Source organism: Streptomyces sp. NPDC048182 (assembly GCF_043202555.1).
Taxonomy (GTDB): domain Bacteria; phylum Actinomycetota; class Actinomycetes; order Streptomycetales; family Streptomycetaceae; genus Streptomyces.
In genome coordinates, this window is record NZ_JBIDAQ010000001.1 from 577,186 (window position 1) to 591,379 (window position 14,194).

General features: G+C 75.2%; 15 protein-coding genes. 8 read left to right on the forward strand and 7 right to left on the reverse strand.

What is annotated here, in order from left to right:
• The first annotated feature begins 97 nt into the window (after positions 1-97).
• The 7 genes from ACGFZL_RS02735 (at position 98) to ACGFZL_RS02765 (ending at position 9,469) form a co-directional block, all read left to right on the forward strand.
• Positions 98-379 (forward strand): hypothetical protein, encoded by a 282-nt coding sequence (locus tag ACGFZL_RS02735; RefSeq protein ID WP_393688549.1) that lies wholly within the window; start codon positions 98-100, stop codon positions 377-379.
• Between the two features lie 31 nt (positions 380-410).
• On the forward strand, positions 411-1,763 hold the full coding sequence (gene eccD, locus ACGFZL_RS02740) for a type VII secretion integral membrane protein EccD (RefSeq protein ID WP_393688551.1): 1,353 nt from the start codon (positions 411-413) through the stop codon (positions 1,761-1,763).
• A 10-nt stretch (positions 1,764-1,773) separates the two neighbouring features.
• Positions 1,774-2,967, forward strand: a complete 1,194-nt coding sequence (locus ACGFZL_RS02745) for a type VII secretion protein (RefSeq protein ID WP_393688553.1) — start codon at positions 1,774-1,776, stop codon at positions 2,965-2,967.
• Positions 2,964-6,965 (forward strand): type VII secretion protein EccCa, encoded by a 4,002-nt coding sequence (gene eccCa / locus ACGFZL_RS02750; RefSeq protein WP_393688555.1) that lies wholly within the window; start codon positions 2,964-2,966, stop codon positions 6,963-6,965. Before ACGFZL_RS02745 ends, eccCa begins: the two co-directional genes overlap by 4 nt.
• Entirely contained in the window at positions 6,962-8,374 is a 1,413-nt protein-coding gene (locus ACGFZL_RS02755; protein ID WP_393688557.1) for a DUF6177 family protein, read from the forward strand. Before eccCa ends, ACGFZL_RS02755 begins: the two co-directional genes overlap by 4 nt.
• A 154-nt stretch (positions 8,375-8,528) precedes the next feature.
• On the forward strand, positions 8,529-9,029 hold the full coding sequence (locus ACGFZL_RS02760) for a MarR family winged helix-turn-helix transcriptional regulator (RefSeq protein ID WP_393688559.1): 501 nt from the start codon (positions 8,529-8,531) through the stop codon (positions 9,027-9,029).
• On the forward strand, positions 9,026-9,469 hold the full coding sequence (locus ACGFZL_RS02765) for a MarR family transcriptional regulator (RefSeq protein ID WP_393688561.1): 444 nt from the start codon (positions 9,026-9,028) through the stop codon (positions 9,467-9,469). Before ACGFZL_RS02760 ends, ACGFZL_RS02765 begins: the two co-directional genes overlap by 4 nt.
• Positions 9,470-9,487: 18 nt before the next feature.
• Here the strand turns inward: ACGFZL_RS02765 and ACGFZL_RS02770 are convergent, their stop codons facing one another.
• Positions 9,488-10,081: a DUF2087 domain-containing protein gene (locus ACGFZL_RS02770; RefSeq protein WP_393688563.1), complete on the reverse strand. Its 594-nt coding sequence runs from the start codon at positions 10,079-10,081 to the stop codon at positions 9,488-9,490.
• A 173-nt stretch (positions 10,082-10,254) separates the two neighbouring features.
• On the opposite strand from ACGFZL_RS02770, the gene ACGFZL_RS02775 reads away from it, so the two are divergent.
• The gene (locus ACGFZL_RS02775; RefSeq protein WP_355165814.1) at positions 10,255-10,530 is read left to right on the forward strand and encodes a chaplin; all 276 of its coding nucleotides are present in this window, start codon (positions 10,255-10,257) and stop codon (positions 10,528-10,530) included.
• Positions 10,531-10,629: 99 nt separating this feature from the next.
• On the opposite strand, the gene ACGFZL_RS02780 is transcribed toward ACGFZL_RS02775, so the two are convergent.
• From ACGFZL_RS02780 to chpG, 6 genes are all read right to left on the reverse strand, one after another.
• Complete coding sequence (locus ACGFZL_RS02780; RefSeq protein WP_393688566.1) at positions 10,630-11,496, reverse strand: tyrosinase family protein; 867 nt, start codon at positions 11,494-11,496, stop codon at positions 10,630-10,632.
• Positions 11,480-11,848 carry a tyrosinase cofactor gene (locus ACGFZL_RS02785; RefSeq protein ID WP_393688673.1) on the reverse strand — a complete coding sequence of 123 codons (369 nt, stop codon included), beginning with the start codon at positions 11,846-11,848 and terminating at the stop codon, positions 11,480-11,482. Before ACGFZL_RS02785 ends, ACGFZL_RS02780 begins: the two co-directional genes overlap by 17 nt.
• A gap of 44 nt (positions 11,849-11,892) precedes the next feature.
• A complete protein-coding gene (locus ACGFZL_RS02790) occupies positions 11,893-12,399 on the reverse strand; it encodes a hypothetical protein (RefSeq protein WP_393688675.1) in 507 nt (168 codons plus the stop codon).
• Between the two features lie 59 nt (positions 12,400-12,458).
• Positions 12,459-12,749 (reverse strand): hypothetical protein, encoded by a 291-nt coding sequence (locus tag ACGFZL_RS02795; protein WP_355165810.1) that lies wholly within the window; start codon positions 12,747-12,749, stop codon positions 12,459-12,461.
• 181 nt (positions 12,750-12,930) lie between these two features.
• Positions 12,931-13,692 (reverse strand): hypothetical protein, encoded by a 762-nt coding sequence (locus ACGFZL_RS02800; RefSeq protein WP_393688568.1) that lies wholly within the window; start codon positions 13,690-13,692, stop codon positions 12,931-12,933.
• Between the two features lie 160 nt (positions 13,693-13,852).
• Entirely contained in the window at positions 13,853-14,092 is a 240-nt protein-coding gene (gene chpG, locus ACGFZL_RS02805) for a chaplin ChpG (protein WP_031046059.1), read from the reverse strand.
• Positions 14,093-14,194 lie beyond the last annotated feature (102 nt).

Consider the following 14,194-nt stretch of genomic DNA (forward strand, 5'->3'; position numbering starts at 1 on the left):
CCGCGAGTGGGTGGGCGAGTTCGAGGCTATGGGTCACGTCTTCGAGTAAGTCTCCCTCGCCTTCTCCTCCAATCCGATCGCGTCGAAAGAAGACCTGATGGCGGCCCAGGATTACGACAGTCAGCTTCTGGAGTCGGTGGCGGTGCGTCGGCGGCGGCTGCGGGATGCCGTGTTGTTCGGGGCGCGGCGTCAGCGGCGCACGGTGGACGAGCGGTTGGGGAAGGCATTCGCCGGGGTGGTGATCGCGGCCGTCCTGTGTGCCGGGTGCGTGGGGTGGTCGTTCATTTCGCATCGGGTGATCGGGAAGACCGGGTACGGGACATCGGTGCCCGCGTCGACGCCTTCCGTATCGTCACCGAGCGCGGATTCGACCCGATGATAAGTTCGAGCGCGTGATATCCCAGGAGACTGTGAGCCGTGCCGCCACGGCGCTGACCCGGGTGACCCTGGTCGGTGAACGGCGGCGGGTGGACCTGGTGTTGCCGTCCCGGGAGCTGGTGGGCCTGCTGCTTCCCGAGGTGATGCGGCTGCTCGGGGACCGGGTGGGTGAGCGACCGCAGAGCCGTCACCTGGTGACCGCCGACGGCAGTGTGCTGGAGCCGGACGCGACGCTCGAGTCCGCCGGCGTGCCCGACGGCGCGGTGCTGCGGCTGGTGCGCGTCGAGGACGCGCCGTCCGCTCCGGTCGTGCACGACGTGAGCGACGAGGCGGCCGACGACCCGAACGTACGGGCCTGGCGCTGGGACGCGCGGGCGCGGCGGGTCGTGGCGGCCGGCGCGTGCGTGGGGTGGGCGCTGGCCTGCTCCGTGCTGGCGCGGGCCGGGTTCGAGGCGCAGGGGGCCGGTGCCGCGCTGCTGGTGGCCGGGGCGCTGGCCGCGGTGGCGGGGGCGCTGCTGGGGCGGGGCGGGCACAAGGGCCTCGCGGCGGCGTTGATCGTCTCGGGTGCCGTCGTCGGCGTGCAGGGGGCGTGGTCGCTCGCGGACGCCCAGGAGTGGTCCGGCGCGGTGCGCTTGGCGGCCGTGGCCGGGGTGCTGGTGGTGGCGTTGTCGCTGCTGGGCTGGCTCTCGCCGATGGGGCGCGGCGCGCTGGTCGGGGCGGTCGCGCTGACCGGCGCCGGGGTGTGCTGGGAGGCCGCGCTCGCCACGCAGTCCGGCGGAACCGCACCGGTGGACTCCGCGCGTACGGGGGCGCTCCTCGCAGTCGTGTCCGTGGTCCTGCTCGGAGTGCTGCCGCGGCTCGCGCTGATGGGCTCGGGGCTGTCCGGTCTCGACGACCGGCGTTCGGCGGGCGCCTCGGTGAGCCGGTTCCAGGTGGCGACCGCGCTGGCCGCGACCCACCGGGGCATGGCGCTCGCGACCGCGGTCATGGCCCTGTCCGGCGCCGTGGCCGGGGTGCTGGTGGTGCGGTCGGTGTCCACGTGGACGGTGTGGTCGGCCGTGGTCGTCGCGCTCGTACTGGCGCTGCGGGCCCGCGCCTACCCGCTGACGGTGGAGATCGTGGCCCTGCTGGCCGCGTCGGGCGCGGTGACGGTGCGGCTGGCCTGGCTGTGGCTGGAGCACGGCGGTGCGGCGGGGCCGCTGGGCGTGCTGGTGCTGCTGGCCCTGGTCGCGCTGGGAGTGCTGGCCGTGGAGCCCGCCGAGCATGTGCGGGTCCGGCTGCGCAAGGTCGGTGACGTACTGGAGTCGGTCGGGGTGATCGCCCTGTTCCCGCTGGTGCTCGGGGTGTTCGGGGTGTACGGGCGGCTGCTCGACACCTTCGCGTGAGGTGAGGGTCATGACGAGTTCCGGCCGCTGGCAGGACGACGTACTGCGCGATCTGCACGCGCCCGAGGACGAGGAGAGGCAGGCGGCGCCGACCGGTCCTCGGCAACCGCTGCCGGTGCGTCGGCCGGACGAGGAGCGCCCGCACCCGGGCAGGCCCCGCACCGCCGCCTCGGCCGCTGAGCAGCGTACGGACCCGTCCCGTACGGGCTCCACCAGTACGGCCCCTTCCCGTACGGACGTCTCCCGTACGGCCGTCTCCCCTACCCCAGCCCCCGAATCCGCGCCCACCCCCGAATCCGCCCCCACCCTCGACCCCCGCCTCGCCCTGGCCCTCGGCGCCCCCCAGCACGGCGACTCGGTGGCCCGCCGCACCGCCCGCTCCCTCCGCAAGCTGGCCTCCTCCGCGGCGCACGACGTCGCCGAGGAGACCCGCCTCGCCCAGGCGCTGCAACAGCCGGTGACCACCGGCCGGGTGATCGCGGTGACGTCGATCCGCGGCGGGGTCGGCAAGACCACCACCGCGGCCCTGCTGGCCCGCACCCTGAACCACTACCGGCACGACCCGGTGCTGGCGCTGGAGGCGGACTCCGCGCTTGGGACCCTGCCGGTGCGCCTGGGCGCGCAGTCGGTGCGCTGGTCGTGCACCGACCTCGCGCGGATCCTCACCCCGTCGATGCGGCTGACCGACGTCACCGGCTACCTGGTGCCCACCGCGGACGGCGGCTGGCTGCTGCCCGCGGGCAACGGGCGGTTGAGCGCCCCGCTGGACATCACCGGCTACCGCAAGGTCACGCTCGCCCTGCGCCGCTACTTCGCGGTCTCGGTGGTGGACTGCGAGTCGCTGCCCGGCGAGGTGGCGCGTACGGCGATGGACACCTGCCACGCCCGGGTCGTGGTCGCCCCGCGGACCGCCGAGGGCGTCGGCGGGACCCGCACCGTCCTCGACTGGCTGGGCCGGCTCCCGCACGCGGCGCTCGCCTCCACGGTCGTGGCGCTCACCACGACCAGCGACGACCCGATCCTGGAGCTGAAGGCGGCCATGGCGCACCTGCGCGAGACCGGCGTCACCGTGGTGCCGCTGCCCTACGACCGGCATCTGGCCGGCGGCGGCCCGATCCACACCGACCGGCTCGGCGAGAGCACCCGCCGTGCGGCCACCGAACTGGCCGCCGCCGCCATGGCGCGGGCGGTGCGCGTCCGGTGACCCGACGCCACGTCCACCGCCCGGCCCGCACCACCCGCCCCCTGCCTCCGGTCGAGGCCCGCACCATCGAGCCGCCGCCGAACCTGCCCGAGGGCAAGACGGGCAGCCCCGCCACCGCGCTGCTGCCGATGGCCGGTGTGGCCGGCTCGGTGGTGATGATGACCGTGATCCGCTCCAGCCAGTTCGCCGGGCTCGGGGCCGTGGTCCTGGTCATCGCGCTGCTCGGCGCGGTCGCCCTGTTCCTGTCCCAGCGCGGCAAGGCCCAGCGCCAGCGGCGCGTGCAGCGCGAGCGCTATCTGGAGTATCTGGAGACCCTACGCGCGGAGTTGAACGAGACGGAGCGCGCCCGCCGCCAAGCCGCCCGCCTCCTGCACCCCGCCCCGGCCGCCCTGTTCGACCTCCTGCGCGATCCGGCCCGGCTGTGGGAGCGGCGGCGCACCGACGCCGACTTCCTCCAGGTCCGCGTAGGCGTCGGTGACGTTCCCGTCCAGGAGCTGGCCGTCGGGCAGAACACCACTTCCGGCGTGCTCACCCCGCCCGACCCGTTCATGCTGAACGAGGCCCGTGCGCTCCAGGCCCGGTTCGCGACCGCCGCCGCCCATCCGCTGCCCGTGCCGCTGGACCGGGCCGGGAACGTCAGCGTCGTCGGCGACCGCGACGGGGTGCTGCGCGTCGCCCGCGCCCTGCTGGTGCAGACGTCCGTGACGCACGCCCCGGACGACGTGGCGATCGCCCTCGCGGTGCCCGGCGACCGGATCGAGGCGTGGGAGTGGGCCAAGTGGCTGCCCCACGTGCTGGAGCCGCAGGCGCAGGACGGCCCGGTGGCCGCGCGCCGCGTCGCGCCCGACCTCGCCCAGCTCGCCCAGGTGATCGGCACCGACCTCAAGCGGCGCGCCTCCTACGCCGCCGAGGTCCGCCGCGGACTCGCCGACGACCGGGCCCTGCGGCTCACCGACCGGCTCCTGGTGGTCAGCGACGCGTACGGCGCCGACGCCGTCGACCTGCCGCGCCCCGACACCGCCGTCTCCCTGGACGCCATGGGCGTCACCGTGCTGCACCTGCTGGCCGAGCGGATCCAGGAGCCCGACCACGTCTCCGTACGCGTCACCGTGGACGGCGACCGGGTGACCGTGGAGGACCTGCGCGGGGAGCAGGCCGTACGGACCGACGGCGTCGCCGACGACGTGCCGCTCGCCGGCGCCGAGGGGCTGGCCAGGGAACTGGCGCCGCTGCGGCTGTCCGCCGAGTCCGCCACCGAGGGCAGCCCCGTCTCGGGCCCGGTCGACTTCCCCCACCTCCTGGGCGTCGAGGACCTGGCCGCGCTCGACCTGCCCCGCCTGTGGGCGCCGCGCGGCGAGCGCGACTTCCTGCGCGTGCCGATCGGTGTGGACGACCGCCACCGGCCGGTGCTGCTCGACCTGAAGGAGTCCGCCGAGTTCGGCATGGGCCCGCACGGGCTGTGCGTCGGCGCGACCGGCTCCGGCAAGAGCGAACTGCTGCGCACCCTCGTCCTCGCCCTGGTCACCACGCACCCGCCGGAGGACCTGGCGATGGTGCTGGTCGACTACAAGGGCGGCGCCACCTTCGCGCCGTTCACCGCCCTGCCGCACGTCGCCGGGGTCATCACCAACCTGGAGAACCAGGCCGGACTCGTCGAACGCGTCCACACCTCGCTCGCCGGGGAGATCACCCGCCGCCAGCAGGTGCTCAAGGACGCGGGCGACATCGCCGACATCGGCCACTACCGCGCCCTGCGCGACGGCGAGCGCCCCGACCTCGAACCCCTCCCCCACCTCTTCGTCGTCATCGACGAGTTCGGCGAACTGATCACCGCCAAGCCGGACTTCATCGACCTGTTCCTGTCCATCGGCCGGATCGGCCGCTCGATCGGCGTGCACCTGCTGCTGTCCAGCCAGCGCATCGAGGGCGGCCGGCTCAAGGGCCTGGAGACGTACCTGTCCTACCGGCTCGGGCTGCGCACCTTCTCCGCCGACGAGTCCCGTACGGTCCTGGACACCACGGACGCGTTCCACCTGCCGCCGCTGCCCGGCTTCGGCTACCTCAAGGTCGACACCTCCACCTACACCCGGTTCAAGGCGGGTTACGTCTCCGGCGCTTACCGCGGCCCCGCGCCGGACGGCGGCCCGGCCGACGACGAGCCGCTCGCCTGGCCCTACCCGGCCTACAACTCCCCCACCACCACGGGGGCCGCCGTCGCGGACGAGGCGGCCCCGGCCGTCCGCGAGAGCGGGCCGACCGCGCTGTCCACCACGGTCGGCCAACTCACCACGGCCGCCGACCCGGTGCGCCGCATCTGGCTGCCGCCCCTGCCGCGGGCGCTCTCGCTCGACGAGGCCGCGGGCCCGGTGCACGCCACGGCCGACGGCCTGCGACTCGGCGTGGCGGAAGGCCCGTTGCGGGTGCCGCTCGGCGTCCTGGACGATCCGGCGCGGCAGTGGCAGGGCCCCTGGATCCACGATCTCGACACGGCCGGCGGGCACACCGCCGTCATCGGCGGCCCCCAGTCGGGCAAGACCACCCTGCTGCGCACACTCGCCCTGTCCCTCGCCCTCACCCACACCCCGCACGACGTCGCCCTCTACGGCCTCGACCTGGCCGGCGGCGGCCTGTCCGCCCTGGCCGACCTCCCCCACGTCGGCGGCATCGCCACCCGCGCCGACCACGAACGCGCGGCCCGCACCGTCGCCGAGGTCCGCGCGATGCTCACCGCACGCGAGGAGGTCTTCCGCGAACGGGGCATCGACTCCGTCGACCAGCTCCGCGCCCTGCGCGCACGGGGCGAGCTGCCGCGGCTCGGCGCCACCGACGTGATCCTGCTCATCGACGGATTCGGCGCTCTCCGCGAGGAGTTCGCCCACCTCGACGACGACGTGGCCGACCTCCTCAAGCGCGGCGGCGGCTACGGCATCCACCTCGTCGCCGGCATGCTCCGCTGGAACGACGTCCGCATCGCCACCCAGTCCATGTTCGGCAGCCGGGTCGAGCTGCGCCTCAACGACCCGGCCGACTCCACCATCGACCGCAGGCTCTCCGAGACCCTCGCCGCCGACACCCCCGGCCGGGCCCTCACGCCCGGCAAGCTCTTCGCCCACGCGGCGCTGCCCCGTGTCGACGCCCGGGCCACCGCCGAGGATCTCGGAGCGGCCCTGGCCGACGGCGCCCGCGTCCTGCGCGCCACCTGGCACGGTGAACCGGCGCCGCCCGTACGGGTGTTGCCCACCCGCCTCCCCGCGCAGCGGCTGCCCTCGCCCCAGGCGGAGCCCCGGACGGTGCCGATCGGCATCGACCAGGACGGCCTCGCCCCCGCCCTCCTCGACCTGTTCGGCGCCGACCAGCACCTGCTCGTCCTGGGCGACAACGAGTGCGGCAAGACCAACCTCCTGGCGCACATCTCCCGTTCCCTGGTGGCCCGGCACAGCGCGGACGAGCTGGTCTTCGGCATCTTCGACCCGCGCCGCGGTCTGCGCGGAGTGATCCCCGAGCCCTACCGCGGCGGTTACGCCCACAACGCCAAGCTCGCGGGCGCGCTGGCCACCGGCATCGCGGCCGAGCTGGACAAGCGCCTGCCCGAGACGGCCGACCCGGACGCCCTCGGCGAGGAGCCCTCCTTCACCGGCCCGCGCATCGTGATCCTCGTCGACGACCACGACATCCTCACCACCGCCGGCCAGCGGCCCTTGGACCCGTTCCTGCCCTATGTCTCCTCGGCCCAGGACATCGGCCTGCACTTCGTGGTCGCCCGCCGCGTCGCCGGCTCCTCCCGCGCGCTGTACGAGCCGTTCCTCACCGCCCTGCGCGAGTCCGGCGCCGCCTCCCTCGTGATGACCGGCGACCGCAGCGAGGGCCAGCTCCTGCCCGGCCTGTACGCCTCCGCCCAGCCGCCGGGGCGCGGCACCCTGGTCCGCCGAGGCCGCCGCCACCAGCTCGTGCAGACCGCCCTCACGGCCGACCCCGCGGCCGAGGAGGCGCCGCGGTGACCCAGGACTTCATCGCCCTCACCCCGAAGGCACCCGACGCGGCGGCCCTCCTCGCGGCCCTGCACGCGGGCGGCCCCGACCTGACCCTGACCACCACCGACGACGACGCGGTCGTCCACCTGTGCACCGCGGACGGCCGTCCCCTGGTCTCCATCGAGGCCCCGCTCCTCATCCACACGGCGGGCGAGGCCGAACGGCTCCTCGGCCCCGACCTCAGCCCGGCCGGGACGTCGTACTGGTGGACCGAGATACGCGCCTCCACCGCCGGCCCCGGGGCCGAGGCCCTGGCCGCGTCGGTCGGCGGGCGCCTGACGACGCTGCTCGGCGGCACCCTGTGGCCGCGCCGGGAGCCCGGCAGCACGGCGGTGGTGGACGCGGCGCAGGACCACGAGGCGATAGCCGCCTCGCCCGGGGCCCTGCCCGTCGTCGACGTCCTGACCGACTCCACGGCGGTCGTCCTCGCCGACCGCCCGGTGCTGGGCCTCACCACCTGGCTGGCCGACATCCTGCGCATCACCACGGCGGCCGACCGGGCCCTGCACCTCGTCACCCCGCCCCATGTCCGCCTCACCCTCCCCCTGCGCGTGGCACTGGGCGGGGCACCCAACCGCTGGGTCGTCCAGGACCCGGCCGGCGGCTACTACGACGGCCTGTCCGGAGCCGTACTCGTCTGGCGCAACGGCACCTTCGCCCCCGCCGGCGACGGCAGGGTCGCCGACGCCTTCACGGCAACGGCCGCACCCACCGGCGAGCACCAGCTGACCGTGGCGTTCCGCACGCTCCACGCCCCCGACGCGGACCTGCTGCTCGGCACCTCCCTGCAAACCGCCTGGCGCCACCTCACCGGCACCGACCCCGCCGGCTGGGGCACCGCCGAACCCGTCAACCTCCCCTGGTCGCCTCGCCAGTTGACCACCCTGGCCCGCGACCGCGCCCCGGCCCCCACCCACACCCTCGCCATCGGCATCCCCGCCCGCCCGGCCATCGCCACCCACCGCACCACCCGCACCGCGGCAGGCGTGGCCGAGGACGTCACGCTCGCGATCGGCTACGCGGCGGGAGAGCAGGCCCCGCTGAAGGCGATCGAGCCGCTGGCCGCCGAACTCGTCGACGCGCACGGCCTGACGACCATGCTGACCACACTCCGCGCGGCCCGCGCCGACCTCACCCTGCCCGCCCGCCTCGGTCCCCCACCCGTACCGGTGGCCTTCACACTCGGACCCCGGGACGTACGCGAGGCAGGTCTCACCCACGCCCGCCGCCCCCCGCTCGCGATCAGACCGGCACAGCTCGGCACACCCGACGCCCCGTCCCTCCACTACCCGCTCGGCGACGGCACCGACACCGCGGCATGGACCACCTTGAGCCACCTCGCGGCACACCTGGGAAGCCGGGTGGGCGGGGCCTGACGTGAACCCGGCTGGTACGGCATGTACGCCTCGTCCCGGAAGTTCTTCCCCGACGCCCCCGAACTCCCCATCCCCGAACAGGACCGGCCCCGGTGACGACACTGAACCAGATTTATAGTAGCCATGGCTACCATAGCCATGTACTGTTTTTGCCATGAGCAAGGGTTCCCCGGGCCCCACCCCCGGCTTCCTGGTGTGGCGGCTCGCCAACAGATGGCGTGTCGCGGTCGACCGTGCGCTGGCCCCCTCGGGTCTCACCCACGCGCAGTACTCGCTGGTCGCGTCCCTGTACGGCATGCAGCGCACCGGGGAGCGGCCCAGTCAGCGGCGGCTCGCCGACCACACCGGCCTGGAGGCGCTGTACGTCTCCAAGCTGGCGCGTGCCCTGGAGGCCGCCGGGCTGGTCGAGCGCGCCCGCGACCCCCGCGACCCGCGTGCCGTGCAACTCGCGCTGACCGAGGAGGGGCAGGCCGTCACGCGTCGGGCCATCGGGGTGGTGCAGGAGCTGCTGGAGCGGCTCCTCGAACCGCTCGGCGGCCTCGGCGCCGAACGCACCCGCGCCTTCACCCACGAGCTGACGACCCTGCTCGACGTACCTCTCGATGTACCCCTCACCCCGTCGGACCACGAGAACAGCAAGGGGACACCACCATGACCACCACCGCACCCGTCGCCGACGCCCGCGCGCTCGGTCTCGCCCACTACGCCGCCCGCGGTCTCCTGGAGCACTTCCTGGCCGCGCACGGCCTCACCTTCGAGCGGCAGGTCGCCCTCCGCGTCGCCGTCACCGCCGAAGCCCCACTGACGCCGGACGAGTTGGCCACCCGGGCCCGGGGCGCCCTCAAGTCCGGCCCGGACGCCGTCCGCGCCGACCTCGACCGGCTGGTGGCCGAGCGGCTGCTCGTCGCCGACGGGCCGCACCTGCGTCCCACGGACGCCGGGCGCGAACTGCTCGCCGCCGTCGGCGCGGAGGTCGCTCCCCACGCCGCCCGCGTCTGGGACGGCATTCCCGCCGCGGACCTGGCGGCGGCCGGCCGCGTCCTCGCCCTGGTCACCGAGCGCGCCGAGGCGGAGCTGCGGCTGCTGGCGGCCTGACGCCGGCCCTCGGCGGTCTCAGGCCGTCTCCGACCGACCCGACTCGACCGGACGCCGGTAGATCCCGTCGCTCCGGCGCAGGTGGCCCAGGTCCACCAGGTGGCGCCGGAGCGTCACATGGTCGACGTCGCCGTCCTCGCACCAGCCGCGCAGCTTGGCGTCGACCGTGCGCTCCGGGTAGTCCACGCCGGGCTCGAAGGTCCGGTCGGCGATGTGGCGCAGGACGACCTTCTTGCGGGTCCACCGCGCCGGCAGCCGCACCAGCCGGCCGTCCCGGACGAAGGTCCGCACGATCAGGTCGGCGGCGTCGTCGCCGGTCGCCGGGTCGTCCTGGGTGTCGGGAGCGGGGCGGGGCGTGCGCAGGGGCTCGCGGAAGCGGTCGTAGGCCACGGTGAGCGCGCCGTCGTCGCCGGGCGCCACCACCCCGTGCCGCCGCAGCCGTTCCAGCGCGCTCGCCGCGTCCCGCGCGGAGAGGCCGGCCGCCGCGGCGACCTCGGCGGCGTCGGACGCGCCCAGGGCCACGGCGGCGAACGCGCGCGCCCGGCTCTCCTCGGCGAAGAGGCCCAGCAGGTCGGCGGCGGAGGGCGGGACGGGTCGGTCGGCGTCAGACATGCCGGGCAGGCTAGTGGAACCCCCCGCCCGCGGCGCACCGGTTTTCGCGGTGGCCTGTTCAGAATGGGTGATCACGCCCCTCCCCCCGTTACCCGCTTCCACCCGGCCCGTTGAACCGGCAGTGCGACGGCGTGTCCTGCCGCCGCGCTCCCCGAGTTCATAAGGAGAACGTGATGTCTCGCATCGCGAAGGTCGCCGGCGTCGCGCTCGGCGCCGGTGCCGTGGTCCTCAGCGGCACCGGTCTGGCCATGGCGGACGCGGGCGCCGAGGGCGCGGCCGTCGGCTCGCCCGGTGTCGCGTCCGGCAACGTCGTCCAGGTCCCGCTCAACGTGCCGGTCAACCTGTGCGGCAACACCATCAATGTGATCGGCCTGCTCAACCCGGCCTTCGGCAACGCCTGCTCCAACGACGGCCACGACGAGGACGGCGGCTACGGCTACGGCAGCTGAGCCCCCCGTACGACCGTGAAGAGCCCCGGCGGGCAGCCCGCCGGGGCTTTTCACGCGTCGGGCTCTTCACGCGCCAGGCTCTCTACGCGTCAGAGGAGATCAGGCGTAGCGGTAGATCCGGCTGACGTCCTCCAGCTCGTCCGGCGTGACGTCCCACGGCGGCAGCGGCTCGTGCCGGGCCACGACCCGGCCGCGCTGGGCGTCGCCCCGACCCGGCGGCTGCGCGGGCAGGTAGCGGGCGCCGCGGTGCCTCGCCTGCCAGCGGGTCCAGAGCAGGTCGACGAAGGCGTGGTGCAGCCAGAACACCGGGTCGTTGACGGAGGCCGCGCCGACCATCGCGCCGCCGACCCAGCGGTGCACCCGGTTGTGGTTGCGCCACGAGACGCTGCCGCGCCCGGTGCCCCAGCCCTCCAGCTTGTTGCGGAAGCCGGTGCGGACCGTGGAGTCGTAGGGCGCGGTGTCGTACGACGCGTCCCGCAGCGCCCACTCCACGTCGCTCGCGACCGGCAGTTCGATGGGGGCGTCGGGCCGCCCGAGGTCCCGGGTGAGGAACTTGGTGTCCGTGACGTTCACCTTGAGGCGCCAGTTCCCCTCGGCGTAGGCGAACGGCCCGGTCGTCACGCGGTGGTCGGCGCGCCGCCCGGTGCCGCCGAGCAGGTCGGCGGTCCAGGGGCCGCCGGTGGCGGAGCGGCGCTTCGTCCAGTCCCAGTACGGCAGGGTCACCGACGCGTCGACGCGGCGCAGGGCCGCCTCCAGGTCGAGGAGGAAGCGGCGGTGCCAAGGCAGGAAGGACGGCGCCATGTGGGCGGTGCGCAGGCCGTCCTCGCCGTCGGGGACGTAGTACTCGATGTGCGTGCGCACGAACTCGTCGTACTCGCCGCGCCGCTTGACCTCGAGCAGCGCCGCGACGAAGCGCCGCTTCTCGTCGCGGGTGAGGGTGGCGACGTCCTTACGCGTGTACGCCATGCCGGCCGCCCCCCGTGTGGTCGTGGCCGCCGTCGGCCCGCAGGTCGCGCAGGTGCGTGCCCGGACCCAGCTCGTCCACGGCGCCCCGGGCCGCGGCCAGGGGGGTGGGATACGGCCGGTAGTGGTCGACCATCGTCAGCCAGGTGCCGTCGGCGCGGCGCATCAGGTGCAGCGGGCGGCCGTCCACGGTGACCTGCCAGGGGCCGGCGGCCGACCTGAGGCCCTGGATGCGGCGGCCCCCGTACGTCTCGTCGAAGACGCCGGCGTCCGGCTCGGGGTGCGCGGCGGACCGGGACGCGGCGACCAGCGGGGCCAGGGCCACGGCGGCGGCCGGGGCCAGCAGGCCCCGCATCAGCTGCCGCCGGGTCCCGCCCGGGGAAACGTCTGCCGCCACGGCTACAGCCCCGGTCCGACCCCGAGGTCGGCTGTCGGCACCGTCTGCACGAGCGGGGTCAGGACGGCCGCCTCGGGCAGCCGGGTGGTCGGCAGGCCGAAGCCGTCGGGGTCGGGGGCGCTGAGCGGGGCGTCCAGGGAGAGGCCGGGCGCCAGGGTCCGCACCTCGGTGGCGGGGGCGTCGAGCGCGGCGTGGTCGAACTGGTCGCCGAGGACGCGCGGCAGCGGCTGACGCACGTCGGCGCCGGGCAGCCCGCCGTCGACCGGCAGTTGGGGCAGCGTGCGGTCGGGCAGCAGCCGGCCCGCCACGTACCGCGGGCCGTCGGGGGCGCCCGGCACCGGCACGGGCAGCTCGCCGGCCACCTCGGGCAGCTCCATGCCGAGCGCGGTCTCGGCACCGCCCAGCGGGACGGGCACGGGGACGGCGGCGGCCGGGGTCGCGGTGGCGCCCACGGCGGCGGCGATGCCGGTGACGACGGCGGCGAGGGTTCCTCTGGTGATCGGCTTCAGCGGCTTCAGCGGCTTCATGGCGGACACGGTCCCTTCGAGGTGGGGGTCGGGGGTGCGGGTCAGCCGCCGAGGGGGAGGCCGCCGAGGAGGCCGTTGCCGGAGTTCAGGTCGCTCGTCGCGCCCTTGACCGAGTGCAGGACGGAGTCCTTGTTCTCGGTGTCCAGCACGTTCGACTGGTCCCCCTGGTGCTTGATCGGCATCACGTCGATGGGGCCCCTGGTGAGGGAGTTGAACGCGCCGTTGAGGCTGGTGGGCGTGAGGTCGGCGGTGTCGTAGGCGAACGCGGGCGCGGCGGCGCCGGCGGCGACCAGGGATCCGGCAACGACAGCGGCGGCCTTCAGGGACTTCATCGTGTTCCTCTTCGTCGGCGACTCTTCGGCGATTCGTGCGCCGTGCCTAACGATCTGCGCCGGTGGCGGAAACCCCGCCACCAGAAGACATATGAGATCCGAAGGCATATGAGATTCACGGAACGCGAGAGGCCGCCGCGTCCGCCCCCAGGGGGGCGGCGCGGCGGCCTGGAAACGGGCCTCAGGAAGCGTCCGCCGGCGTGCCGTTGCCGGCCAGGGTGGCGGAGACGACGGCGACGACGCCGTTCATGACGTCCTGGACGGCCGGGCCCACCTGGTCGGCGGAGCCGGAGGTGGTGGCGGCGACCAGGGCGTCGACCTGCTTCTGCAGGGCGGCGAGCGCGTCGGCGGCCGGGTCGGCGGTGGCCGTCTCCACGGGCGCCGGCAGGGTGACAGGCCCGTCGGCGTCCGGCGCGGCCACGGCGGGCTGGTCGGCGGGGGCGGGGGTCGAGGCGGGGGCGGAGGGCGCGGCGGGGGTCGCGGCCGGGTCGGCGGCGGGGGCGTTCACCGCGTCCGCGTCCGGGTCGGTCGCCGCGGCGGGGGCCGGGTCGGCGGCGGGGGCGAGGTCGGTCGCCGGGGCCGGGGTCTCGGCCGCGGCCTGGTCCGCGCCCGTGGCGCCGGCCTGCGCGAGAGCCTCCTGCACGGCGTCGGCGAGCTGGTCCGCCTGCTCGTCGGTGAGGGCGCCACCGTCGGCCTGGAGGACGGCGTCGAGCATGTCGGTGACCGGGGCGAGCAGGTCGCCGAGGCCGGCCGGGTCGCCGAGCTGACCCAGCAGGTCGTCCTCGTCGGAGGCGGGCGCCTGGGCGGTGGCCGCCGGGGTGCCGTGCCGGGACGCCGCGCCGTCGGCCGCCATGGCCGCCGGACCGGTGACGCCGGTCAGCAGTCCGGCGCAGAGCGCGGTGGCGGCGATTCGCCGTGCGGGCAGACGGGCGGGCAGACGCATGGGGGGTTCCTTTCGGTGGTGCGCGGATCCTCTGCCCACCGTGGAAGGGCCCGTGGCGCGTCGCAACCGCTCACCGCCGTCCGGGCGCGAACGCGGACCGGCCGCCCTGTTCGCGGAGGAACCGCGGTGCGGACGGCCGGTGCGGGGATGCGAGCCGAGGTCAGTCGTTCTCGCACTCGTTGCCGAAGGCCGGGTTCAGCAGGCCGATGACGTCGATGGTGTTGCCGCAGACGTTCACCGGGATGTGGACCGGGACCTGGAGGACGTTGCCGGACAGGACGCCCGGGGAGTGGGCGGCGGCGGCCTGCGCGCCGCTGTCGGCAGCGGCGACACCGGCGGTGCCCGCCACCGCGGCGGCGGCGACGGAGGTCAGGGCCAGGCCCTTCGCAATACGCGACATGGAGAGGTGCTCCTTGGGGTTGACACAAACATCCGGGCGGCTGCCCGGCGCAGTGTCAACGCGCTGCGCGCAGGCGGGTTGTGCCGCCAAAGGGGTGATCTC